Here is a 22,236-nt window from a genome sequence, read left to right on the forward strand (position 1 = left end):
GCAAGGTCATGACCCTTTCGCTCCGACTCGCAAATCCCTTGTGTTCCTGTTATGTTCTTAGTAAGATCATATCCGCGAGTCTAGGAAAATTCCTACGATTGAGATTCGAAGGACAGACAGATGGAACATGTCAGGGAAGAGCTCGACCGGCTGATTCTCAAGGGCGGATATGGCTACGCCTCGATATCGCGGCTGCTCGGCCGCAATCCCGCTTATGTACAACAGTTCATCAGGCGCGGCTCTCCAAGAAAGCTCGATGACGAGGATCGAAAGACGCTTGCCTGCTTCTTCGGTGTCGACGAGCAAGTGCTCGGTGGTCCGGCTAATCCGGTCACCGATGGCATGGTCGAGATCCCCGTACTCGATGTGGAGGCATCCGCCGGCTTTGGCGCGGTAGCTGCTAGTGAGACTGCACACACCCGGTTCGGGTTCGATGAGCGGTGGCTGCGGCACCTGACTTCGGCCAAGAGCGCCAGCCTGTCGATCGTCGGCGTCAAGGGTGACTCGATGGAGCCCACTCTCAGTGATGGTGACGAGGTTCTGGTCGATGCTTCAGATCACGGCTCGCGACTGCGAGACGGGATCTACGTCCTTCGTTCTGATGATACCCTCGTCGTGAAGCGGATCGCTATCAAGCCAAATGGTAGGCAGATCACCATTGCCAGCGACAATCCGGCTTACCCTACCTGGCACGACATGGATCGGTCGGAAGTTCACGTGGTGGGCCGGGTTATCTGGTTTGGCCGAGCCTTGTAGCGGCAGGACTTGGGCCGTTAGTTGACGGTCGGCTTTCGGCGCTGGTTTCGCAAAAAGCGGACCTTCCGCCTCCGACCCAATTGCGGATATAGATGGGTAATTGGAATTACCGCCATTCTTCGGCGTTGGCGTCGACTACAGCTGGTAAAGTTACCTTCTCTCGCGGCGACCGCTGGGCCCTTTAGGCATCGCCCAAATTGCGCTGCATTGCGGCCAAAGTAGACTTGAATGCCTCCAAGTCCTCGTCCTTTATTCCTGTGAGCAGGCGCGCATAGACCTGATCCGCTTCGACTCGCATTTTCGGAAGCAAGTCGATTGCAGCGGATCGCAGGTGCACCTGCCACACACGGCGGTCGTTTTTGGCGCTGCGCCGTTCGACCAAGCCCAATTCTTCTAGCCGGTCGATCGCTTGCCCGATGCTTGCCCGCTCCAGCTCCAATTGACCGGCCAATTCGGTCTGGGTCATGCCGGGTGTCCGGTAGAGATAGGCTAACGCACGCCACTGGGTGCGGGTGAGTCCAAACTGCTCGAGTGAGGAATCGAAGGTACGGCGCAATCGTCGCGTGAGCTCTTCCAACAGAAAAACCAACCGGTCTTGATCGGTCAGGAATGGCGCCGCTTTTTCATCGGGATCGTGGTCGAGCTTTGTTGCCATGCAAGGCACCTTAACACAGCATCGACTTAGATAAAGTCATTTACTGTAAATCAATTTACAATATAGTGGCTTGCGATATGGAGATTTTGACCACCAAAATTCATGGAGCGGGAGGACTCTCCCTTGCCGCAGAAGTGATTGGTGGCGACAACGCCATGCCCGTCCTGCTCGCACATGGCGGCGGGCAGACGCGCCGTGCGTGGAAGCGCGTAACAGGTGATTTGGCCGAAGCTGGCTACCGCACAATTGCGATTGATATGCGCGGTCATGGCGAGAGCGATTGGGCTGCGAGCGGAGCATACGATATTCGCGACTTCGCTTCCGATCTTGTAGCGATTGCATCAGGCATGGAGTGCAAACCAGCACTCGTTGGTGCTTCGCTGGGGGGACTGGCCGGGATCATCGCCGAGGGTTATCTCGCGCCAGACACTTTCGCTTCCCTGACCCTTGTAGACATTGCCCCGCGCATGGAGCCGGGCGGCGTGATGCGTGTGGTCGGTTTCATGGAACAGCATGTCGATACCGGCTTTTCTTCACCTGAAGAAGCGGCGGGAATCATCGCGAGGTACATGCCGCATCGCCGCAAGCGCGGGGCTGGAGAGGGACTGCGGCGCTACCTGCGCAAAAAGGATGATGGCCGCTACTACTGGCACTGGGACCCGGCCTTTATCCGTAACATCATGACCACGAAGCGAAGCGATCCGGCTCATCAGGATCGGCAATTCGATGCGCTGAGCGATGCGGCCAGTCGGCTTTCGTTACCAGTGCATCTCATTCGCGGCGGATCGAGCGATCTGGTTTCCGAAGAGGCGGTGGCGCATTTGCGCGACCTGGTCCCGAACACCGAATATTCCGACATCGCAGATGCCACGCATATGGTGGTGGGAGACGCCAACGACGCCTTTTCGGAAGCGATCCTCGATTTTCTGACCCGCCATCACTCTCCCCAAGGAACTACAGCATGAGCAAGGAGCACGGTCCAATCGATTGCGAACGTCTTGATGAGCTGTTGCGGATTGCTCCGTTTCATCAATGGCTCGGTCTGACGGTAAAATCGTATTCTAGCGAGCAGATTGAGCTCGAAATGCCGTGGCGCGAAGAGATTATCTCGAACCCGATGATCGGTTCAGCTCATGGCGGCGTGCTGGCATCGCTGATTGACCTCACAGGGCTCTACACATTGCTGTCGCAAGGTGTGACAGCGAAGGTGACAGCCGACCTGCGCGTTGATTATCATCGCCCGGCGACTTCTGGGCCCCTCATTGTGACGGGTCAGGTGGTCAAGGTCGGAAGGCAAATCTCGGTTGCCGAAAGCCGGATAGTTGGACCGGACGGCAAACTGATCGCCAGCGGCAGGGGTGCCTACATATGTTAGCGCGCGCCACCCTAACGGCTTTCTGTTTGGCTCTTGCTGCATGCTCAGGTGGCGTGGACGGAAGCGAGGCGGGGCAAGACGCGCAGTCAGGTCCGCGCAAAGTTCAGACAATGGTCGTCGAACCCGAATTGCTCGCAGAACCAGTAAAAGCATTCGGCACCATTGCAGCCAAGCAAAGCAGTTCGATCGGAGCGCTCGCAGAGGGGCCGGTTGAGCGCATTTTCGTAAAGGTCGGCGACAGGGTATCGCGGGGCCAACCACTCTTTCGTATCCGTCAGGCTGATTACCAGCGGCGCGTCGCCGAAGCGCAGGCCGCCGTCGATCTAGCTAGCGCCCGAGCGATCGAGGCAGAACGGCGCTACGAGCGCGTTATTGCGCTTGCACCTAAGGGTTTTGTATCAAACGCGCAGGTCGATGCGGTCGAAACGGAACTTGCCGTTGCACGAGCGCAAAAAACGCAGGCTCAGGCAGTGTTCGGCACCGCGCAGCAAGCGTTATCTGATACCATCACGCGAGCGCCTTACGATGGCGTTGTTACCGCTCGGTTGGTCGATGAAGGGGTCTACCTCAACAACCGCTTTTCGATGGGCGGTCAATCAGCAGCGCTCCAATTGCAGGAGCTCGGAACGGTCGCCGCCATCGTGAACGCGCCACAGGAATATGTTGACGCCTTTCGGCGAAATATGCCCGCTCGCGTCTACATCGAAGGGTTCGACGAGCCGATTGATAGCATAGTCTATATTATCAACGACCGGGTCGACCCTGAGAGCCGGATGGTCGAATTGCGGCTGCCGATTGCCAATCCAAATTATCGCATCAGCTCAGGTTTGGGGGCTCGCGCTGAAATCAACGTCCCACCCGTTTCGGCGATAATCCTCCCTCGAACCGCAATCCGTGGCGATAGTGCTGCCGCGCACGTTTTCATTGTTGAAAACGGGAAGGCACATGGGCGCGAAGTTACTTTCGAGAGCATCGATCTTGATCGGGTGCGCATTCTTTCAGGCTTGGCCGCAGGGGATGAATTGGTCCTCGATCCGCCTTCGACTTTGCGTGACGGTGAAACAGTAGAGTCCCGCCAAATGAGCGATGCAGACTGATATGTGGCTCGCTGACGTATCGATCCGGCGCCCCGTCTTCGCTACGATGCTGATCGCCTCGCTCGTGGTGCTGGGACTTGTTTCGTTCAATCGGCTCGGCGTCGACCTTTTCCCAAAGGTGGAGTTTCCATACGTTTCAGTAACGACGGCGCTTCCTGGCGCCTCGCCCGCATCCGTGGAGACCGAAGTTACCGACATTGTCGAGGAACAGCTCAATACCATTGCGGGATTGCGTCAGATGCGGTCGACCAGTGCGGAGGGTGTGAGCATCGTCAATCTCGAATTCGAACTCGAGGAAGATGCCGATGTGAAAGCGCAGGAGGTGCGCGACAAAATGTCGCGGCTTGGAGCCGATCTGCCTGCCGATTCCGAATCACCGGTCATCGAAAAGGTCGATCCCGATGCCGCGCCTATTCTCTCGGTTCTCATGTCGGGGGACATGCCCGCTCGTGACTTGACCGCTTTCGCAGACGAGGAGGTCAAGGAGCGTTTACAGCGCGTCCCCGGCGTCGGTTCAGTCGAGCTGGTCGGCGGACGCAAGCGGGAAATGCGTATCTGGCTCGATGCAGCCGCGATGCGCGCTCGCGGAGTGACTGCGGACGACGTACTCGGCGCAATTCAGCGCGAGAACTCCGAACTGCCGGGTGGTCGGTTGGTCACCGAGGGGCGCGCGCGCCAATTCGGTGTCCGCATACTCGCCGAAGCGGATAGCGCGGCAGAATTCGCGGCCATACCCATCGCCTATCGACCCAATGGCCAAACCGTTCGGATCGGCGACGTCGGGCGGGTAGAAGACTCGATTGAAGACGAGGCCAGTTATGCTCAGCTCGACGGTGAACCAGGCGTTGTTCTTGAAGTCCGCAAGCAAAGCGGTGAGAACACAGTCGCCGTCGCCGAACACATCCGCGCCGACATTGAGGAGCTGCGAGCTTCGGCACCAGAAGGCGTCACCTTCGTCATCGCGCGCGACACTTCTCGCTTCATCGAACAGGCCATCGGAGACGTGCTGTTCGACCTGTTAATTGCCGTGGTTCTGGTGGTCGCGGTGACATTCCTTTTCCTTCTCAGTTGGCGCGCTACGATCATAGTATTGCTGGCGATCCCCACTTCGATAGTCGCAAGCTTCATTGCCTTTGCGGCGTTCGATTTCACGATCAACATGGTCACTTTGTTAGCGCTGACGGTCGCTATCGGCCTGCTGGTCGATGACGCGATCGTCGTCGTCGAAGCAGTTCAAAATGATGTCGATGAAGGTGCTGACGCAACTGGAGCGGCTCACGCAGCCACTAAGCGGGTTGCGTTGGCTGTTCTGGCTGGAACTTTTGCGACTTTGGCAGTGTTCGTGCCAATCGCGTTTATGGAAGGAATAGTTGGCCGCTTTTTCTTTCAATACGGTCTTGCAATCGTCTTCTCCGTCAGCGTCTCGATGCTGGTTGCCTTCACGCTCACACCCGCGCTTTCGGCCCGGTTGCTGCGTCCCGAAGAAAAGGAGAGCGGCTGGTTCGCACGCATAGAGCGATTCCATGTCGGGATGCGACAACGCTACGAAAGGCTCGTATCTTGGGCGATCCGCCGCCGCTACGTCGTACTAGGCGGCGCCCTTGCCAGCGTATTCGTGGGGGGGGTTTTTGCGGCGCTCGTGCCCAGCACATTCATGTCCACTACGGACCGCTCGGAATTTCTCGTCACGATCAAGCTACCGCTCGGCACAGGGATAGCCGGGGCAAAGGATGCAGCGCAGCAGGTGGATGCCGCTCTGCGCGAAAATCCCGAAGTCGAACTCGTTTTTGTCAGTGCGGGCAGCGGGACCAATCCAAAGATCAACGAGCTCGATATCTATGTCGGCCTTTCGCACAAACGGTCACGCGACGTGACGCAAGACGATATAATGACCTTCGCACGCCAGGCAGCACTCGACGGAGTCCCGAAGGCACGCCAAGTCGCGGTGGAGGAAGTCCCGTGGGTTTCCGGTGCCGGGGTCGGACAGACCGCGATAGAGCTGATCATCACAGGGCCGGATACCGCCACAATCAATCGCTACGCGCAATGGCTCGAAAGCGAGCTGTCCGCGCGATCTGATTTCGTAGACGTGCGCTCCACATATGAGGGTGGCAGACCTGAGTTGCAGATCGCGCTCGACCGTGATCGGGCGGCGGATCTCGGTATTTCTGCGCGCGACCTTGCGGCAGCTTCGCGGACACTCGTAGGCGGGAGCGATGCCGGGACGTTCGAGACGGGTGGACGCCGCTACGACGTTCGGGTCCGGTTGGAGGAAAGCGAGCGACAGCGATTGAGCGACATAGAGGCGCTGCCCCTCAGGACAGCGCAGGGCAGTCTGGTCGATTTGGCAGCAATTGCCGACATTGATGTCACGCTGAACGCCGCAGAAATCGAACGCATTGATCGATCGCGCCAGATTTCGGTGCTCGCCAATACCGCGCCGGGTGTTCCGTTGAGCGTGGCCGTCTCGGATTTAGAGGGCTTGCTTGCCGCCAACCCACCGCCAGCTGGACTGTCTACCCAAATGGAAGGCACAGCGCGCCGCCTCGCTGAAACGAGCGAGGCCATTATCTTTGCCTTCATCTTAGCGATTGTCGCACTCTACATTGTCCTCGCAAGCCAGTTTAACAGCTTCGGGCAACCGATCATCATCATGCTCACCGCGCCGCTGTCCTTCTCGGGCGCGTATTTTCTCATGTGGGCAGCAGGTCAGGAAATGAGCTTGTTTGCGCAAATCGGCATGATTGCGCTTATGGGTATCGTGATGAAAAACGGCATCCTGCTTGTCGATCGCGCCAACCAGTTCCGCGATGCTGGCAAAGATGCTGCTGCGGCCATGCGCGATGCCGCGCCGGAACGGCTGCGACCAGTCCTCATGACCGCGCTGGCTGCCGTTTTCGGAATGATGCCCGTCGCATTGGCACAGTCAGACGCTGCGGAATGGAGAAACCCCATGGGATTCATCATTATCGGCGGTCTCACGACATCTACCTTCCTGACATTGTTGGTGATACCCGCAGCTTATGCGGCAGCCTCGGATTTGCGGAAGCTCGTGAGCAACTTTCGATCCTCGCTCTTGCATGGACCGTCCTAGGTCGAAGCGTTGGCTCAACCGTTACCGGTTTTGTGATCGGCGCAGGGTAGAACAAGCATTGTCCGCATTCACCTCCAGAAGCGGACGCTGGGCCATTTGAGATCAGCGCCCAACTCCAGTCAGATCTCAGTTTTCTCAGCGAGAGTAAGAGCATCTTCAATGTCGACACCAAGATACCGCACGGTGTTCTCGATCTTGGAATGACCGAGCAGTATCTGGATTGCACGTATGTTGCCTGTGGCTTTGTAGATGATTGAAGCTTTGGTCCGGCGCAGTGAGTGGGTGCCGTATTCCTCAGGACGCAAGCCAATAGCCGTCACCCACTCATCAACAAGCCGCGCGTACTGTCGCGTGCTCAAGTGGCGTGTTTGATCAACTCTGCTCGGGAAGACGAAGTCCTCCACGTCACCACATCTGAGCTCGAGTCACGCAAACAGGCTTGCACGCGCATCTGATGCGATCTCAAACTGAACAGGTCGACCTGTTTTGCGCTGCGTGATTGTTGCTCGCGTCCGGATTTCCGGGCCGCTGACTAGGTCGCCGATTTTGAGCTCGACGAGATCACAGCCTCGCAGTTTGCTATCGATCGCCAAGTCAAACAGAGCGCGGTCTCTTATGCGCTCCTCGCGATCAAGAAAGAAACGGATCGCCCAAATCTGCTTTTGATTGAATGGACGCTTGGGACCGATCTTAGCACCGAAGTTCCAAGGCACTCGGTTTTGAGAAGCAGGATCAAATTGTGAATAGGTCATTGTCATTCTCCTTGGCCGGAATGGCCGCAGAGAATGTCCGCTTTCGGGAGCTAAGATCTCGGATGGCTACGTCCGACATTGGGGCGCATTGCCGCCGTTCGCGCTCCTGACTAATCGGCAGGCCTCTGGGCGAAAGCTCTGTCATCGAAGGATCGGGAGAAAAAATCCGAAAATGGTTCTGCGAAGTGACGACTGCTCGCGCTTTATGCCCGTCAATCTCCGTCCATGATATGCAATGACATATGATTAGTCAGCCATATATGTCGCTACAGATTTCTCTTGCTTTTTGAGAAACCTTTGTATATGCTAAAACATATAAACGTCGATCAACATATGCAGAACTATATTTATGAGCACGGCAATCGAAGACATCGCCGCAAGCATCAAAGCGGCTCGGATAGCAAAGGGCTTTACCCAGAAACAGCTGGGTGAACGGGTAGGTTTGCCCCAAAGCCATATCTCCAAGATCGAAGGCGGGAGTGTAGACCTACAGATTTCCAGCCTTGTCGAAATAGCGCGCGCGCTCGACCTCGAGCTGAAGCTTGTGCCTCGAAGGACCATACCGGCGATCGAAGGCGTTGTGCGCTCACAGCGCGAAAGAAGCGAGGCAAGTCGAGCGCTCGCAACGATTGCTGAAACCAACCGGTTCGCCGAGCGAGTACGGCAGACCTATCCGAGCATCACCGAGGTGAATGAGCTGCAAAGCGCACTTAAAAATATCCCGACCGTTAATCTCAATCCCGAAACGCTCAAGGCCATCCAGCAGGCCTTGCAGCCCGTCGCCCATCTGAAAAAACATTTTCAGGACTTCGGCTGGGCGCTTGAACAGCAAGAGGGAACGAAGAAGTTCGCCCAACAGATCGCGGCATCCACACGTGCCCTCCAGCGCGTCAGAAACCTGCAGGTCCACGCAATCGATCGAGATAGTGCCCCGAGACGGCCTGCTTACCGGCTTGAGGACGACGCCACATGATCGACGCAGCGGCTCTCGATATCTTTCTGGGTAAGACGCGCGTTGGAACGATTGCGCGCCTCGATGGAGATGCGAGCATCTTCACATTCGACGAGGTCTACCTTGCCGACCAAAATCGGCCAACGCTGTCGCTCGCCTACAAGGATGCGAATGGCGAAATCATTGCGGACACACGCAGCTATCGAACGAAAATCGAGCCGTTCTTCTCCAACCTCCTTCCCGAAGGCACGCTTCGCGACTACCTCGCCCGCCGCGCGGGCGTAAAAGCCGTGCGCGAGTACCACCTTCTCGCACAGCTCGGGCACGATCTTCCAGGCGCAGTGCGCGCCATCGCCGTCGACGCCGAGGAAACGGAGGCCGACGAGCCCGATGCAGAAGTGGTGGAGAAGCAGGCAGAGCGCGCGCTGCGCTTCTCGCTTGCCGGCGTGCAACTCAAATTCTCGGCGATCAAAGCCCAGGGCAAGAATGGCGGACTGACGATCCCGGTCACAGGCAGCGGCGGCGACTGGATCGTCAAGCTGCCCTCTGCAAGACATCCGGACGTGCCCGAGGCAGAATTCGCGGCGATGAAACTGGCCGCAAAGATCGGGATCGACGTACCTGAAATCGACCTTGTGCCCCTCGATCAGATCGATGGCATACCCGAAGGTATCACCCGTTACGGAGAGTCCGCTTTTGCCATCCGGCGCTTTGACCGGGGTGAAGAAGGACCAGTGCACACCGAAGACTTCGCCCAGGTGTTCGGTGTCTTTGCAGACGATAAATACGAGAATGCGAGCTACCGCCAGATCCTCAGTGTGCTGGCGATCGAAACCGACGAGCAAAGCGTGGTCGAATTCGTCCGCCGGCTCACCTACTCGGTGCTGATCGGGAATGGCGACATGCACCTCAAGAACTGGTCGTTGATCTATCCGGATAGGCGCAACGCGCTGCTTGCACCTGCCTATGACTTGCTTTCGACGCTCGCCTATATCCCGGGCGACGATGCTGCACTCAAGTTTCATAGCTCGCGCGAGTGGGCGTCCTACACCTATGATGAACTCGAGGCGATCGCCGATAGAGCTCGGCTGCCTGCCAGGCTGATCACCGCGACAGCAAAGGATGTCGTTGCACGGTTTGATGACGCCTGGAGCAGCGAAAGCGGACACCTCCCCTTCCCCGATCATGTGCGAAGCGCGATCGAAAGGCATCGCAAGACTCTTGCGATCTGAGAGCGGTTCCGAAATCCGATCGTTCGCGCGTAAGCACCACCTGGACCAACTGCCGGGCCCAATTCGTCAGAAAATCTTGCACATAGCGGCCCTTCAAATCCCGAAGTCCAGTGTCTTGCTCTTGCTTCGGGCGAGTTCCTTTTCGGCCTTGTTGGCCTCTTCCGGTTTCAGCTGATCAAGTTCGCCGTTTTTCTTTTCTGTCGGCGTCAACTGTGCGGTGACCTCGAGGGCCGAGGCCTTCTCGCCTTTGTTGCGTGCCACGGCTGCTCCGAGCCTGTCCGAACTGTCGACGACGAGTGTCAGGTGATCGCGAAGCCTCGTGATCGTCACCAGGAACGTTTTCTGGTTCGACAGGTTGCGCTCGCGGCTGTCCATGACTGCAATGCCGCGATCGGATGTCAGACCCTGCGCCATGTGGGCGTTGAGCGCATAGGCAAGATCGATCCGCTTCAGCATCGGATCGTCCTTTTTGAGCTCAACCTGGTCTCCCTTGGAAGTTTCGAAAGTGACCTTCCCGCCGACAACGGCAACCACCTTGGCCTGGTCGGCATTGAAGAGGCCGCGGCGATGATCGTTGCGGGTCCAGCGGATCCGGTCGCCTTCATGGATCTCGAGCTTTCTTGACTCATGCAAGGTCAGATTCTGGTCGCCCTTCCCTGCCCTGATCCGCGCGGGATCGAACCGGAACCGCTTGCCGCGCTTGTCCGCGACTTCGACCTGCCTGCCCTTCCGGTCCTGTCCCAAGACACGATACTCGCCCGCTGACAGTCCCAGGGCCTGTTGCTTTCTCGAGACCTCGAGCACCCGGCCAGGCTGGTAGGCTGACAGATGTCGCAGTTCTTCGCGGGTCGTGTTGACGCGATCCAGCACTCCAAGCTCGGCCTTGCCCGGTCCGATCTCGCCATTGGCGAGAAGTCCCTGCTGGACGGCAGCATTGACCGCAGAGCGGATGGCGCGGCCCGAAGCGTAGATCGAGGTGCGCGAGCGGGTGTCCTTGTCGAGCGCCAACCAGGTGTCAGCAGCGACCAGCGCGCCATCGCCCTTGGCCTCGAGTGTGTGCGGCTGCAGGTGACGCAGCGCCGTGCGTACATCACCCGCCTGCGCTGCCGCCTGCGCCTCGCGGATGACGGGGTCGCGGGCGCGCAGGTTGGTCGCCATTTCAGCGCTCGCCATGCCCGTCCGCTGCAGGAGCGCGAAGGGTTTGCCCGCATCAACTGCGCCGAGCTGCTTGCGGTCCCCCATCAGGACCAGGCGGTGAACGCCAGCCAGATTGGCGAGGCGGACGAGCTTTTCCTTGTCCTCATTCGAGACCATCGAAGCCTCGTCGAGGACAAGCACATGGTCTTTCAGCGCCGCCTTTGCCTCCGCGCGAAGCGCCGCGTTGCCAGGATCGTCGAGCAGCTTTTTCCAGCCACCAAGAAAGCGGGCCAGCGTCTGCGAGCCGATGCCGGTGTCGCGTTCGAGCATCTGGACGAGCGTGTTCTGGATCGCGAGCCCGATGACCGGGCGGCCATCGTCGCGCAGCACCTCGGCGACGGGCTTCAGAACGCTGCTCTTGCCGGCACCTGCAATTCCCTGGACCGCGATCGTTCGATCTTCGGACGTCAAGATCAGCTTCGCCGCTCCGAGCTGACCCGCATTCAGCCGGAACCCCTGCCCTGCCATTGCAGCGGACTGGACACGAGCGTTTGCGCTTCCCGGCTCAACTGCAGACGAGCTCGCACCCTTGCCAGCGGCAACCTCGGTCAAGATCCGCTGCTCGGCGATCACCGCGTCTCGCGAAGCCAGCCAGCCCGTGTGCTCTCCCTTGCCCGCTATGAGGTCGCCGGAGCGCACCAAGGCGCGGGTCCGTTTTTCAATATCGGCAATCGTCGCTGGCAACCCGAAATCGAGCGCAGCCTTGTAGAGCGCGGTGCGCTCGAAGGCAGCCTCGCGCTGCGAAAGATGACGCACCGCCGAAGCGACGGCCTGTGCCGCTGCGATCGTCTTACGGTCCTGTCTGAGGACCGACTTGGGCACAAGCGGATCAGCCGGATCGCCCCTGACATGCGCGGCGAAGCGTCCCAGCCATGCGCGCCCGCGCTCGACAAGCGAGCCGAACCTGCCAGTTTCGATCGACTGTTTCAGTGTGCGGGTCCGGGCCCGCTCGACCAAGGGCGCGAGGTCCAACCCGATCGATTTCGCGGTTTCGCTCCAGAGCTTGCCCAAGGTTTCGCGGTCCTCGATCGTGTCCTTGCTGGCGCGCGTATCGAGCGCGGCGATGCGGCCTGCTTCAAGACCAGGACCGCGCCGCGCATCGAGCACTTCCTGGCGGCGGCTCGAGAACGCCATGACCTGTTCGCGGGTGATACCGCGCGCCTCGAAATTGCCATGCTTGAGGGTCGGTCCCGGCTCATAGCCAAGCTTCTCGACCGCGACGCGAAAGCGCGCCATCGCGATAGAATTGAGCGTGGTGTTGAGCTGCCAGAGCCGGTCGTTCTTGAGCGTACGCCACTTCCCGTCCTTGCCTTGCGTGACATTGGCGATGACCGCATGGAAATGGAGGTTCGGCTCCTGGTTGCGGTTGGTGTCGTGCTGGAACAGGCCGATCGCAAGGTTTCCGGTGGCCTGCGTTACGATCTTGCCTTTCTCCACCATCCGGGTCTCGGCCGCATTCTTCTCAGCCCAGTCCAGCGCTTCGAGGACGGCTTCGCGGTAGGCGGGGATGATCCGCTCGTCCTTCCCGACGAGCGCCAGCAGCGACCAGCTCTTGGGAACGGAGAAGGTGAGGTCTGTACCTGGGCGGTGTGCCTGCCCGGGATTGCCGACACTGCTGCCGTCGGGCAGCTCGCCACGCAGCAGCGCGTCGAACGCTTGGGTCTCGACCTTGCCGTCGAGACCAAGGCGCCTTGCACCCTTGCCGACCCACCGGCCCGAGCGGTCGGCATCGGCGCTCGCGTAGTAATTGTCCGAAGCGAAGTAGCTTGCCGCCGCCGATGGCGAGCGGACATTGGCGACGGAAAGCATGGGCTGGGATCACTTTCTCTTGGCCCTCGTCCCCTCCCCGGTTGAGCGTCACATATCCGGATCGAAGTCCCCGTAATCGTGACCATGGTCCTGCCCCTGATCGGCATCGCGACCCTGCTTCGCTGCACCGCCCAGCAGCGACTTCTGCTGCTCTTCCTGGAGCCTCTGGTCGGCCTTGCCGCGCGCGACGTGTGCTCGCTGATGCGCTGCGGGATCGGGAATATCGGATCTGGCGGAAGGCACAGCCCGTTGCTCCATGCCGCGGTGCTCCTCAGCTTTCGAAGACAGAGGAAGTTCGGATTGAGCCGGCCGCTGAGGGTCCGATGTCGCCTTTTTCCCTCGCGCATTCGGATCGCGACGCTTCCTTGTCTGGTCCGGTCGAGCCTGATCGCCCTTGTTGCTGCGACGGGTCCGGCGCAGTTCCTTTTTGTCTTCCTTGTCGGCTTTCTTTTCAGCGCTGTCGGAGCGATCGTGCGCGTCCCTCATCCGGCGAGGATCACCATCATTGTCGCCTGTTTCAGAGGCTGCTCCGGCACCGCCCCCTGCTCCATCTTTACCATCAGAGTGCCGGGTCTGCGGCGGTGGCTTCGGCATATCGCGGGGAATGAAGCCTTCGGCTACCCGAGGCCAGTTGCGCGGTGCGAGAACCACGGGTGCCGCCGGAAATCCTTCGGGAAACTTGATGAAACCATGAAGGTTCTTGAGCTTCATCAGCTCGTCAGGAAGCAGCAACGGAACGACCTGGCGCCGGGGCGTCAGGCTCACCGCGTCACGCGCATTGTTGTAGCCGTAGCTGTAACCTTCCTCCATCTCGCGAACCTCGCGGTGGCCGATGATATCGGAACACCAGGTGGCGGTCTCGCGATCTGCTGTGCCAAGGATCAGCTTGGTGCGGGCAAGCGAGGAGAGGGTCATCGCCATGTTCTCACCGTAGACATCCTTGAGCTTGGCAAAGGCATGAATCCCGGTGACGATCGCGCCCCCGAAATTGCGCGCGGTCTGGAGGCCCTTTTCGAGTGAAGGGAGACGATGCAGGGCGCCCAGTTCGTCGATCAGGAACCAGAGCCTGATGTCCCGCGAGCGCTGGCCCGCCATCAGCGTATTGATCGCGGTATCGAGCCACAGCGTGAGTAACTGCGAGAGCACGCTCATGTCGATGTAGCGGGCAGACAGGAACAGGATCGAGCCCGGTCCTCCTGCCCCATTGATCCACTCGCGGACCGAAAAGGGCTTCCCGTCTTCGGGCAGCATCTGGAGCGCCTTGGCATTGACATTGAACACTGCACGCACCGATTCCGCCATGCGCGCCGCGCTCGGCGTGCTGATGGGACCGGCCATGGTATCTTCGACGAGACGGTGCAGATCGGAGAGATCGGCGTTCATGAGTTCGTGCGCCAGCGCGGCGTTGGTGCCCCGCCCCGCTTCGGCGAGCTTGAGACAGGTCTCGACGAACAGCGTGCGCGCGGCGAGCACCCAGAACTGTTCGGCGCCGCCCCCATCATGCGGGACGAGCGACTCCGCTGCGGCATGGAATTCGGCACGCGTGGAGCAATCGTTGAACACGCTCCATGCGGGGCAACGCGCGTCGAGCGGGTTGAGAATGATGTCGCGTTTGGGATCGTAGAAGGTTTCGACAAAGGCCCCGGTAAGATCGAAAATGACCGCACGTTCGCCCCGTTCACGGATCTCCCTGGTAAGCTCGGTTAGGACGACGGTCTTGCCTGTCCCGGTTGTGCCAACAAGCATCGCGTGGCTCTGCTCGAGGCGCCAAGGCCAGCTGACCCCTGCCAGATGCGCTGGAGAATAGAAGCCCGCATCCCGCAGCGAAGCCGACCCGGCCAGACGCCAGCGCCAGCCCAACGCATCGCCATACTCGCGGGCACGGGCATTGCGGTTGTGCGCGGCGATCTCCCGGTCAAGTTCACGCAAGGTAGCAAGCTCCGCCCCGCGCACATGCTTCTTCTGTTTGGACTTCTCGCCGAAGCGTTCGGCAACCCACCAGAAAAGAGCGAAGAGCGGCGCAAGAATGAACCCAGCAAGCCACAAGGCGCTGATCACCGCGCTCCGGAATAGCGCGACCGCTTCGCGCATCGGCGGGTAATCGGTCACGACGGAAATAGGAAAAGCAACGAGGTTCCCATCGGCCAGCTTGAGGTTCACAAGCTTGTCCGGATCGAACTCCATGAAGGCATAACCAGAGGCATAGGCATGCATCCACAGGAGGTAGACCTGATAGTCGTCTAGCGCGCTGCTTACGTCCCAATAGACCAGCCCGAGAACGACCAGGAGTGTCACGATCAGGGGTCCCTTGAGGCCCGCGGCAAACATGAAGCCGAAATGCCCGAGGAGCTGGCTGCCGCGGGTGAAGTTGACGAGATTATGCTTCATCGTCGCCTCCCATGGATCGGGGTGCAACGATACCGAGGCGTTCCAGCCGGCGCTGGTAGGCAGCGACCGTTCTGTCGCGCAGAGTGCTGTCGGGATGATGCGTAAGCAGCGCATCCAATGCGACCGTGATGAAGATGTGCTGGCGCACCGGATCGGTCGCCGGCGTCCTCAGATCAGCTTCGGTCGCGCGCTGCCAGGCATCGAAGATGCAATCGCAAACAACGATACTCGCGCTGACCCTGCGCTCGTCTGCTTGTTTCCTGATCCATTCGGCGATCAGGGGCGTGACATAGGTCACGAACCGGTGGTGTCTTTGCATTTTTCCAAGTTCCTTGTGTTCAAAGAACCTGGCTCACCCTTCGAAAGGCAAGTGCCACTCTAGGCCGCAGCAGGGGGTGTAGGAAAACGGAAAATTCACAAACAATTGCAGGAGGCTAGATGGATCTGTGCCGACTCGGCACGGTCCGGCGAGCAACTGGACCGCATCCGGCACAGAAGATGGTATCGGCGAAATTTCGTGAATTCGCGAAACAATTCCGCGCCTTCCATTGCAGCACCCGCTGCGTACGGTGTGCCAATTCTGTTCCCCATTGCGCGGCGAAATCCGGTGATCTTGGTCGTTCCGTTCTCGAAGGCATTTTCCAGCAAAGCCCTTGGCGGCGCGAGCATCCAGTTCGCGGCCGTAATCCAGCCTGATCTGTAATTGAAAGAATACCACGCACAAAGACCGCACCCCCGTAAAGGCTGCGGCAAAGGAGCGCGTGCGGTGCCCGGGACCGGGGCCTGTCGGTGCCGCGGCACCGCGCCGGACCGAACCGCTGCCGCTCGGGAGTGCGCGCGGGGCCCAGGACAAAAATGGCCGCGCCCGCAGGAGCACCGCCGAAGGCGGGGCGGGACCGAGCGCGTCCCCAGCCCCGCTCCACATTTCGTCCCGCTCCAGTGCCAGCGAACACGAAAAAAGGGCAGGAACCGTCACCGGCTCCTGCCCTCGTTTGGTCGTCAGTATTCGTCCAGCAAGGCCCCATGGACCGTGTGCACCACGCGGCTGGCGAGATGCGCAGGCAGTGCGTTGTAGTCACCCTCGTCCAGGGCGAAGTAGCCCAGGTCTTCATCTTCCACCACGTGCTGGTCGAAGAAACTGTGCAGGGCGCGCCTTTCGGCAACTGCAAGCGCTTCGAAATAGCTGTGCGCGTTCGTGTCCAAGGTGCTGAGTGCAGTCATGATATCCTCCTGAAACCTGTCGCTGAGACGACAGGAAACAGGCGGAGGGGCATGGGGCCGGCGGGTCAGGGATCGCCCCGAGGGCGACCGCGAAGCGGCGGTGGGGGCAACGATTTTGTCGGACCGGAGCAAAGCGCAGGGGAGGCAAAATGGTGGGGCCCCGCCGTCCTTGACGCGCCGGCCCTATGCCCATCACCCTTGGAACTCGGTGAGCCAGCCCCCTCCCCCGCTCCGTTACCTAGTGCAAGGGACGACCCGCGCGATTGGACTTTCCTACAGGCTGTGCCCGGGTGCATGTTGATCGAAGGGAGGATCCACCGAGGGGTGCAGGAAAGGAACCCCGATGCCAACCAAACGAAGCGCTGTCGCAGCACTCCGGAAACTCGAGGCCGACCGGCTGGCACTTGCCGAGCGCCAGAAACAACTTGAGGAGCAAGCCGCCCTAGAACTGGGCCGCATCATATTGGGAACAGGACTTGAGACCTTCTCGAAGAAGGCGCTCGCAAGAGTTGCCGGAGAACTTGGAAAGCTCGGCGAAGAAGCATCTCTGCAGAGGCTGCTTCCACCGGCTCGCTCATCTTCTCCTACCGAACAGTGAACCGGAGAGTAGGAACAGTAAGAAGGGGCCCTGTCCGGTAGGACAGGACCCCTTCGGGAGGGAGACCGACGGGAGAGTTCAGTCGATCTCGGGAGCGTCGGTGTTCTCGTTGTCGTCGCTCGAACCACTGCCGCGGGAGAGGAAATCGACCTTGTCCGCGAGGATCTCGGTACCGTAGCGCGTGACCCCGTCCTTGTCCTCCCACTGGGTGTAGTGGATACGGCCCTGGACGCTGACCAGCTGGCCCTTGGTGCAGTACTGGCCGACGGTCTTGGCGAGGCCATTGAAGCAGGTCACCCGGTGGAACTCGCTTTCCTTGGCGGTGTAGCCGTTCTCGTCCTTGTAGGTCTTGCCGTCCTTGTCGCGTGCTGGGCGATCGGTGACGACGGTGATCCCGGTGACATTGGTGCCGCCCTTGGTCTCGCGGGTATCCGGATCGCGGGCGATGCGGCCGGTGAGGATTGCGATATTGGTCATGGTGTAAGTCCTTCGGTTCCTCAAACCGGAGACCATCTCCGGCTTGCGAACATCCAGAAGAAGCAGGGCATGGGAGGACTGCACCGCAGGCCAGCAGACATCGTCTGGGGGCCGAAGGGGAACCTGTTCATGACGGGTGGTGCGGGCAGGCAGCGCAGCTGCCAACACGGCCGGCAAGGAACGGGTTGCTGTCCTCAGCTGACCTGATTCAGGACTGTTCGCGAAGAAAGCCGGATGGGTATCGGGTGCGGGCCTGAAGGTGCCAATACCCTGCTGCAATCAGCCTGCTCCATCGCCTTCCGATGCCGCCAGGAGATCCATGAAGTTGCGGGCTGCTTCCCGGTCTTCCTCGTTTTCGAACGCAACGTCGAGATCGGGGGCAGACCCAAACATGTGCAGGAACGACCACAGTGCAAAGCGCTTGCCCCGGTCGTCCTCAAGGCCGAGATCGACCCGGCAATGCTCAATGCCGGCTGCAAAGGTGTCGGGAGAAACCCCGGAGAGGTCGGTGGTGGCAAAGTAGCGCTGCAGCAGATCGTCAAGTTGCATGACCGGTCCATAGTCGGGTCGATGCCGGATGCACATGCAGACGTTTACGATGCTGATGATGAATGCCCACTCAGGACCCGGGAGAGGTGCCCAAGAGGCCGCGGCGATCGACCACCGTGATCCGGCGTGCCTTGGCATCGATGACGAGCCGTTCGGTCACGCCATTTCCCGGAAAGGCGACGACGTAACGCGGATTGAGCGCAAGCATTTGCTCGTTGCGCTTGAAGCCGGCGCGGGCACCAAGCCGACGATCGAGCGAATAGGTCAGCTGCTGCACCTCGCGGCGCTCGGCCCAGCTCGCTGCGAGGCGATCTGCACCCTTGCCATCGCCGCCATGGACCAGGAAGAGATCTGGAACCGCATCGCGAACCTTGTCCAGCGTTGCCCAGATATTGTCAGCATATCGCTTCGCATCCTCGGCGCTCTCGAAGCTCTGGCGACCACCGGCGAAGAGGACCGGAATTCCTTCCGGAATCAGAGCGTGACGCCGCTTCTCAGCACGTGCGCGGAGGAAATCGCGGGCATCGATAACAGCCGACGTGAGATGGCGCGAATGGCTCGCACGCGAGCCGGAAACGGGCTTCCACGAGGAACCGGTCTCGTCGCGGTAAAGTGCTGCCGCCGCCTCGCGCATCTGCTCAAAGGCAAGCATGCTGGCTTCGGCAGCCTGCGCACGCTCAACCTGCTCTTCAAGATTGCTCGAATGCACTTCGGACCCGTCGGCTGATGCGAGGAGGACCCGGATCTCGTCGCCGGCCCGGTCAAGTTGAGCCGACTTGCGGCTGGCTGCGCGGTGAAAGAGATTGACCACGCCCCAGGCAATATCCTCGGCATCTGCTTCCAGGGCCGTGTCGGAAAACATCGCGAAGAGGTCGGACCATACGGCACCAAGCGTCTGGTCGATCGCATCCTCGCAGGGAAAGTCGGTCTCGTTGAAGGGGGCTGGCCTGATGCTGAGGCCTGAAAGGTCGAGGCCGCTCAACTGGTCGATGAAGCTGTCGTACATGGGGTGTCTCCTGATCGCGGGGACAAGGAGAGGAGGCACCATTGCCTCGGCCCTGTCCGCCGGAGCCCGATCAGGGCCGGGAAAAGGGGCGAGACGCACCGCGTAGCGGGAAACCTGCGGCCCTAGGCTGGCGCGGGCAACACGGGCCGACGGGCCGCAGGTTGCGGCGCGCTCCGACCGGCCCAAGGGCCTTTCCCGGCGGGCAGGGATGAGGCAGGATCAGGGCACGGTGTCGCAAGCAGATCGGGAGCGCTCGAAGATCGCTTCGCCATTCGAGAACCGACCGACCAAGCGCAGCTCACCGAACAGGTCGATGAACCGTCCCGACACCTGGCCGAGCCAGTGCCGTGCCCTTGCCCTTCGCGGGTTGTAGAAATCGGCTTCCCAGTAGCGAGCGTCATCGCGCTCTACGAGCCAGATCGCCGCGAGACCGCAATAGGTCGATATGCCGCAATCGGCGAAGGCGTTTCGCAGGAGGATGCGATCCTCGCGGCCGCGCCATCCATCGAAGCGTTCAAAGGAAGGAAAGGCCGCCTTCGTGGTATAGATGATCTCGTCGACGAGGCACTCGTAGGCCCAGTCGACATCTTCGTCTTCGCCATCATAAAGCAGGCGAAAGGCTACCACGGAGCCGGTCGGATAGCTGACTGAACGTCCCATCTCTCTGCTCCTCAGGCTGCATCAGCGAGATTGATGTCGGGCTTGCTTTCGTGGGATTGGCAACCACCCAGTTTGAGCAGCAGGCTTGCCGCTTCCTCGGCCTTGGCCGCAGCAGTGAGGATCGCGCGCTCGTCCGATTTGAGGATCTTGAGCCAAGATGCGATGTAGCTGGCGTGATGGTCGAGGTGGGTGACCGGAAGACCCAGTTCGGCTCCGAGGATTGCCGACGAGAGTTCGGCGATCAGTTCTTCGGCAGCATAGGCGTCGCTGCCAAAGCGGTTCTTGAGATCGCGATCGAGCCGCGAGGAATGTCCCGTCCAGTGCGACAGCTCGTGCGCGAGCGTCGCGTAATAGTGGTCATACGCTTCGAACAGTTCGGTTGGCGGCATGGTGACCCGGTCGCGCATCGGCTCGTAGTAGGCATGAGCACCATGATGCCGCAGGTCTGCGCCAATATGGGCAAAGAAGGCATCGAGCCGGTCTTCGCCTCCTTCGGGATCAAGCGCAGCAATGAATGGCTTGGGATGATAGAACTCGGGGAGGCCATCGCACTGGTCAGCGTTGAACACGGCATAGGCCTTAAGCACGCGCCGGTTTTCGGTGTCGGCCTCGCCTTCGGCGTTTTCGACCTCCTTGGTGTAGCTCTTGTAGAAGATTGCGATGGTCGATTTCTCGCCCTTGCGGACCTGTCCACCAAGCTTATGGCACTGGCGGTAGGTGATCCAGTATGGCGAAGTGTAGCCACAGCCATCGGCCACCATCCACAGCCAGAAGGTATTCATTCCGCGATAGGGCGTTCCGCAAGAACGCAAAGGACGGGAGACTGGCACGCCGCGCCACGGCTTTACCCACGGCTTTGTCCCTTGCTCGAGCTTTTCGATGATGGCCGCGGTAATGCGCTGGGCTGGCGAAGCAGAGGCAGTGCGGCGGGATTTGGTCATGGGAGTTCTCCTGAACGCCGGGACGGGCATGTCCCGGTTCAGGAAAAGCAAAGCTCTCTCCCCTCTCGTTTAATGATTACGGCTATGCGTCCTCATTGAACATTAGAGGGATGCGTAAAGGTCAACCAAGAATGATCTTCGCTTTCGTTGCAGCTATGTCCGCTACTTGTGATGGCTTCGACGATCGCGCCCACTACTTGGTCCAGAAAATCCTGGGTCGGCTTCATTCACCGCCGCCGACTTCGTGATGGAAATCGAGGGTTCTCCCACACGTCAAATGCATCGGAAATCCCACCCTCGCCATCTTCCTCTTCGTCCTGATCAGTATGAATGAGCAACGTCATCATCCATCCGTTGTGCAGGCGATAAGCTTGTTCCTGCAGGGATGGGTGAGGACCTTCTGTCGAAAGAGCGAGCCACACTCCGGCGCTCACGTCATCCCAATCGGATTGCTGACCATTGGACAGGCGCGCGGCGAGTGAAGGTGTGGGCAGCCGGGTCCCGATCCGAACATCAATGAAAGGAAAACGGCTGGGCTTGTAGATTCGCCGGACGACATCATCCTTCGAAATGATAACCGCGCAAACGGCATCATTGTACTGCACATATTGAAGAGCGGTCGCTTCGTTACTCATATTGTAGCGCGTGGCCAGCGTGAACACATGCTCCAGCGCTGGTGTCCCCAGATTGCGCATATCGGGTTTGAAGTGCGCGAGCGGCATGAGCATGCCCGCACTGAACCGATTTGCCTCCAACTCCATCCGCCGCGCACGATTGTCACGGTCCGCCTCACGGATCGCCATATCGGCTTTCGAGCATGTGAACTGACCGGCGCGCGCGGGCTGGTGCGCGATAATAAGATAATGTCCGAGTTCGTGCCCGATAGTGAAGCGCTGGCGCTGCACCGAGCCCTTGCTGTTGACCAGGATGACGCCACTCGCGCGTTCGGGCTGTGTAACAAGTCCACCTTCGAAGCTGGCTGTTTCCAGCCGATGGATATCGGTGATGCCGACCGCCTCGGCCAATTCCTCAATCGGCACCGGGATCGGCATGTCGGGCACCTGCCGCATGATTTCAGCGATGATCTTTTCCGGCGAACCGCAGTCCGCGAGTTCGATCCGATCAATCTCCATCCTACCCCCCGGTTCGGCGCTTCTGCATCCCTTTGATAATGTCTTCGATCAGCTCGCGCTCCTTCGTATCGAGCGATTTCAGGTCGCGATACATGACGAGCAATTGTTCTTCGTCGCTGCCTTCGTCGGGAGCCTCTCCAACAAGGCTGGCAATCGAAACGCCGAAATGATCGGCGAGCTTCCGGACGAGCTCGATCGACGGATTCTTGGCGGTGCCCTTCTCCAGTTCCCAGACGTGCGCTTTCGATGCGCCGATGGCGTCCGCGACATCCTGAAGCGACTGTCGCTTTGCAGTGCGAAGTTTCTGAAGCTTCGTCGCCAAGGACATTGACCGATTTCCTTTC

Annotated in this window: 20 protein-coding genes and 1 pseudogene; 8 read left to right on the forward strand and 13 right to left on the reverse strand. The window is 59.9% G+C overall.

Translation table 11 applies throughout. The annotated features are described in order from the left end of the window. Nucleotides 1-120 precede the first annotated feature (120 nt). Nucleotides 121-756, forward strand: a complete 636-nt coding sequence (locus ACXYL9_RS09525; protein WP_173214052.1) for a S24 family peptidase — start codon at nt 121-123, stop codon at nt 754-756. Nucleotides 757-937: 181 nt separating this feature from the next. Here the strand turns inward: ACXYL9_RS09525 and ACXYL9_RS09530 are convergent, their stop codons facing one another. Then, nucleotides 938-1,411, reverse strand: coding sequence for a MarR family winged helix-turn-helix transcriptional regulator (locus ACXYL9_RS09530; RefSeq protein WP_173214050.1), 474 nt, complete (start codon nt 1,409-1,411; stop codon nt 938-940). 77 nt (nt 1,412-1,488) lie between these two features. On the opposite strand from ACXYL9_RS09530, the gene ACXYL9_RS09535 reads away from it, so the two are divergent. The 4 genes from ACXYL9_RS09535 to ACXYL9_RS09550 all read left to right on the forward strand — a co-directional run bounded on the left by ACXYL9_RS09535 (nt 1,489) and on the right by ACXYL9_RS09550 (nt 6,977). After that, nucleotides 1,489-2,376 carry an alpha/beta fold hydrolase gene (locus ACXYL9_RS09535; protein ID WP_007163783.1) on the forward strand — a complete coding sequence of 296 codons (888 nt, stop codon included), beginning with the start codon at nt 1,489-1,491 and terminating at the stop codon, nt 2,374-2,376. Further along, a complete protein-coding gene (locus ACXYL9_RS09540; protein ID WP_173214048.1) occupies nt 2,373-2,786 on the forward strand; it encodes a hotdog fold thioesterase in 414 nt (137 codons plus the stop codon). Before ACXYL9_RS09535 ends, ACXYL9_RS09540 begins: the two co-directional genes overlap by 4 nt. Before the next feature lie 110 nt (nt 2,787-2,896). After that, entirely contained in the window at nt 2,897-3,883 is a 987-nt protein-coding gene (locus tag ACXYL9_RS09545) for an efflux RND transporter periplasmic adaptor subunit (RefSeq protein ID WP_173214046.1), read from the forward strand. Continuing rightward, nucleotides 3,873-6,977 carry an efflux RND transporter permease subunit gene (locus tag ACXYL9_RS09550; protein ID WP_173214044.1) on the forward strand — a complete coding sequence of 1,035 codons (3,105 nt, stop codon included), beginning with the start codon at nt 3,873-3,875 and terminating at the stop codon, nt 6,975-6,977. The genes ACXYL9_RS09545 and ACXYL9_RS09550 overlap by 11 nt, the downstream gene beginning before the upstream one ends. A 119-nt stretch (nt 6,978-7,096) precedes the next feature. Here ACXYL9_RS09550 and ACXYL9_RS09555 read toward each other — a convergent pair. Then, nucleotides 7,097-7,729: pseudogene (locus tag ACXYL9_RS09555) on the reverse strand (tyrosine-type recombinase/integrase). Between the two features lie 349 nt (nt 7,730-8,078). Here ACXYL9_RS09555 and ACXYL9_RS09560 point away from each other — a divergent pair. Further along, a complete protein-coding gene (locus ACXYL9_RS09560) occupies nt 8,079-8,702 on the forward strand; it encodes a helix-turn-helix domain-containing protein (protein ID WP_173214042.1) in 624 nt (207 codons plus the stop codon). Then, entirely contained in the window at nt 8,699-9,913 is a 1,215-nt protein-coding gene (locus ACXYL9_RS09565; protein ID WP_173214040.1) for a type II toxin-antitoxin system HipA family toxin, read from the forward strand. Before ACXYL9_RS09560 ends, ACXYL9_RS09565 begins: the two co-directional genes overlap by 4 nt. Before the next feature lie 93 nt (nt 9,914-10,006). Here ACXYL9_RS09565 and mobF read toward each other — a convergent pair whose 3' ends face one another. From mobF to ACXYL9_RS09585, 4 genes are all read right to left on the reverse strand, one after another. After that, nucleotides 10,007-12,919 carry a MobF family relaxase gene (gene mobF, locus ACXYL9_RS09570; protein ID WP_278016122.1) on the reverse strand — a complete coding sequence of 971 codons (2,913 nt, stop codon included), beginning with the start codon at nt 12,917-12,919 and terminating at the stop codon, nt 10,007-10,009. 48 nt (nt 12,920-12,967) lie between these two features. Continuing rightward, on the reverse strand, nt 12,968-15,307 hold the full coding sequence (locus ACXYL9_RS09575; protein ID WP_278016123.1) for a type IV secretion system DNA-binding domain-containing protein: 2,340 nt from the start codon (nt 15,305-15,307) through the stop codon (nt 12,968-12,970). Next, a complete protein-coding gene (locus ACXYL9_RS09580) occupies nt 15,297-15,626 on the reverse strand; it encodes a hypothetical protein (RefSeq protein ID WP_212451721.1) in 330 nt (109 codons plus the stop codon). Before ACXYL9_RS09580 ends, ACXYL9_RS09575 begins: the two co-directional genes overlap by 11 nt. A 680-nt stretch (nt 15,627-16,306) precedes the next feature. Further along, entirely contained in the window at nt 16,307-16,528 is a 222-nt protein-coding gene (locus tag ACXYL9_RS09585) for a hypothetical protein (RefSeq protein ID WP_212451787.1), read from the reverse strand. Between the two features lie 343 nt (nt 16,529-16,871). Between ACXYL9_RS09585 and ACXYL9_RS09590 the strand changes: the two genes are divergently transcribed. Next, entirely contained in the window at nt 16,872-17,126 is a 255-nt protein-coding gene (locus tag ACXYL9_RS09590; protein WP_212451789.1) for a DUF6437 family protein, read from the forward strand. Between the two features lie 78 nt (nt 17,127-17,204). Here ACXYL9_RS09590 and ACXYL9_RS09595 read toward each other — a convergent pair whose 3' ends face one another. From ACXYL9_RS09595 to ACXYL9_RS09625, 7 genes are all read right to left on the reverse strand, one after another. Further along, nucleotides 17,205-17,603: a single-stranded DNA-binding protein gene (locus tag ACXYL9_RS09595; protein ID WP_278016124.1), complete on the reverse strand. Its 399-nt coding sequence runs from the start codon at nt 17,601-17,603 to the stop codon at nt 17,205-17,207. 279 nt (nt 17,604-17,882) lie between these two features. Next, the gene (locus tag ACXYL9_RS09600; protein WP_212451793.1) at nt 17,883-18,152 is read right to left on the reverse strand and encodes a hypothetical protein; all 270 of its coding nucleotides are present in this window, start codon (nt 18,150-18,152) and stop codon (nt 17,883-17,885) included. Between the two features lie 70 nt (nt 18,153-18,222). After that, complete coding sequence (locus tag ACXYL9_RS09605; RefSeq protein ID WP_212451795.1) at nt 18,223-19,158, reverse strand: DUF2493 domain-containing protein; 936 nt, start codon at nt 19,156-19,158, stop codon at nt 18,223-18,225. Between the two features lie 219 nt (nt 19,159-19,377). Beyond that, the gene (locus ACXYL9_RS09610) at nt 19,378-19,818 is read right to left on the reverse strand and encodes a hypothetical protein (RefSeq protein ID WP_212451797.1); all 441 of its coding nucleotides are present in this window, start codon (nt 19,816-19,818) and stop codon (nt 19,378-19,380) included. 11 nt (nt 19,819-19,829) lie between these two features. Then, entirely contained in the window at nt 19,830-20,759 is a 930-nt protein-coding gene (locus ACXYL9_RS09615; RefSeq protein ID WP_212451799.1) for an ArdC family protein, read from the reverse strand. Nucleotides 20,760-20,986: 227 nt separating this feature from the next. Continuing rightward, nucleotides 20,987-21,892 carry an ImmA/IrrE family metallo-endopeptidase gene (locus ACXYL9_RS09620; protein WP_278016125.1) on the reverse strand — a complete coding sequence of 302 codons (906 nt, stop codon included), beginning with the start codon at nt 21,890-21,892 and terminating at the stop codon, nt 20,987-20,989. Between the two features lies 1 nt (nt 21,893). Beyond that, complete coding sequence (locus ACXYL9_RS09625) at nt 21,894-22,220, reverse strand: helix-turn-helix domain-containing protein (protein WP_278016126.1); 327 nt, start codon at nt 22,218-22,220, stop codon at nt 21,894-21,896. Nucleotides 22,221-22,236: the final 16 nt, after the last annotated feature.

It is taken from the genome of Qipengyuania sp. CAU 1752 (assembly GCF_054482615.1).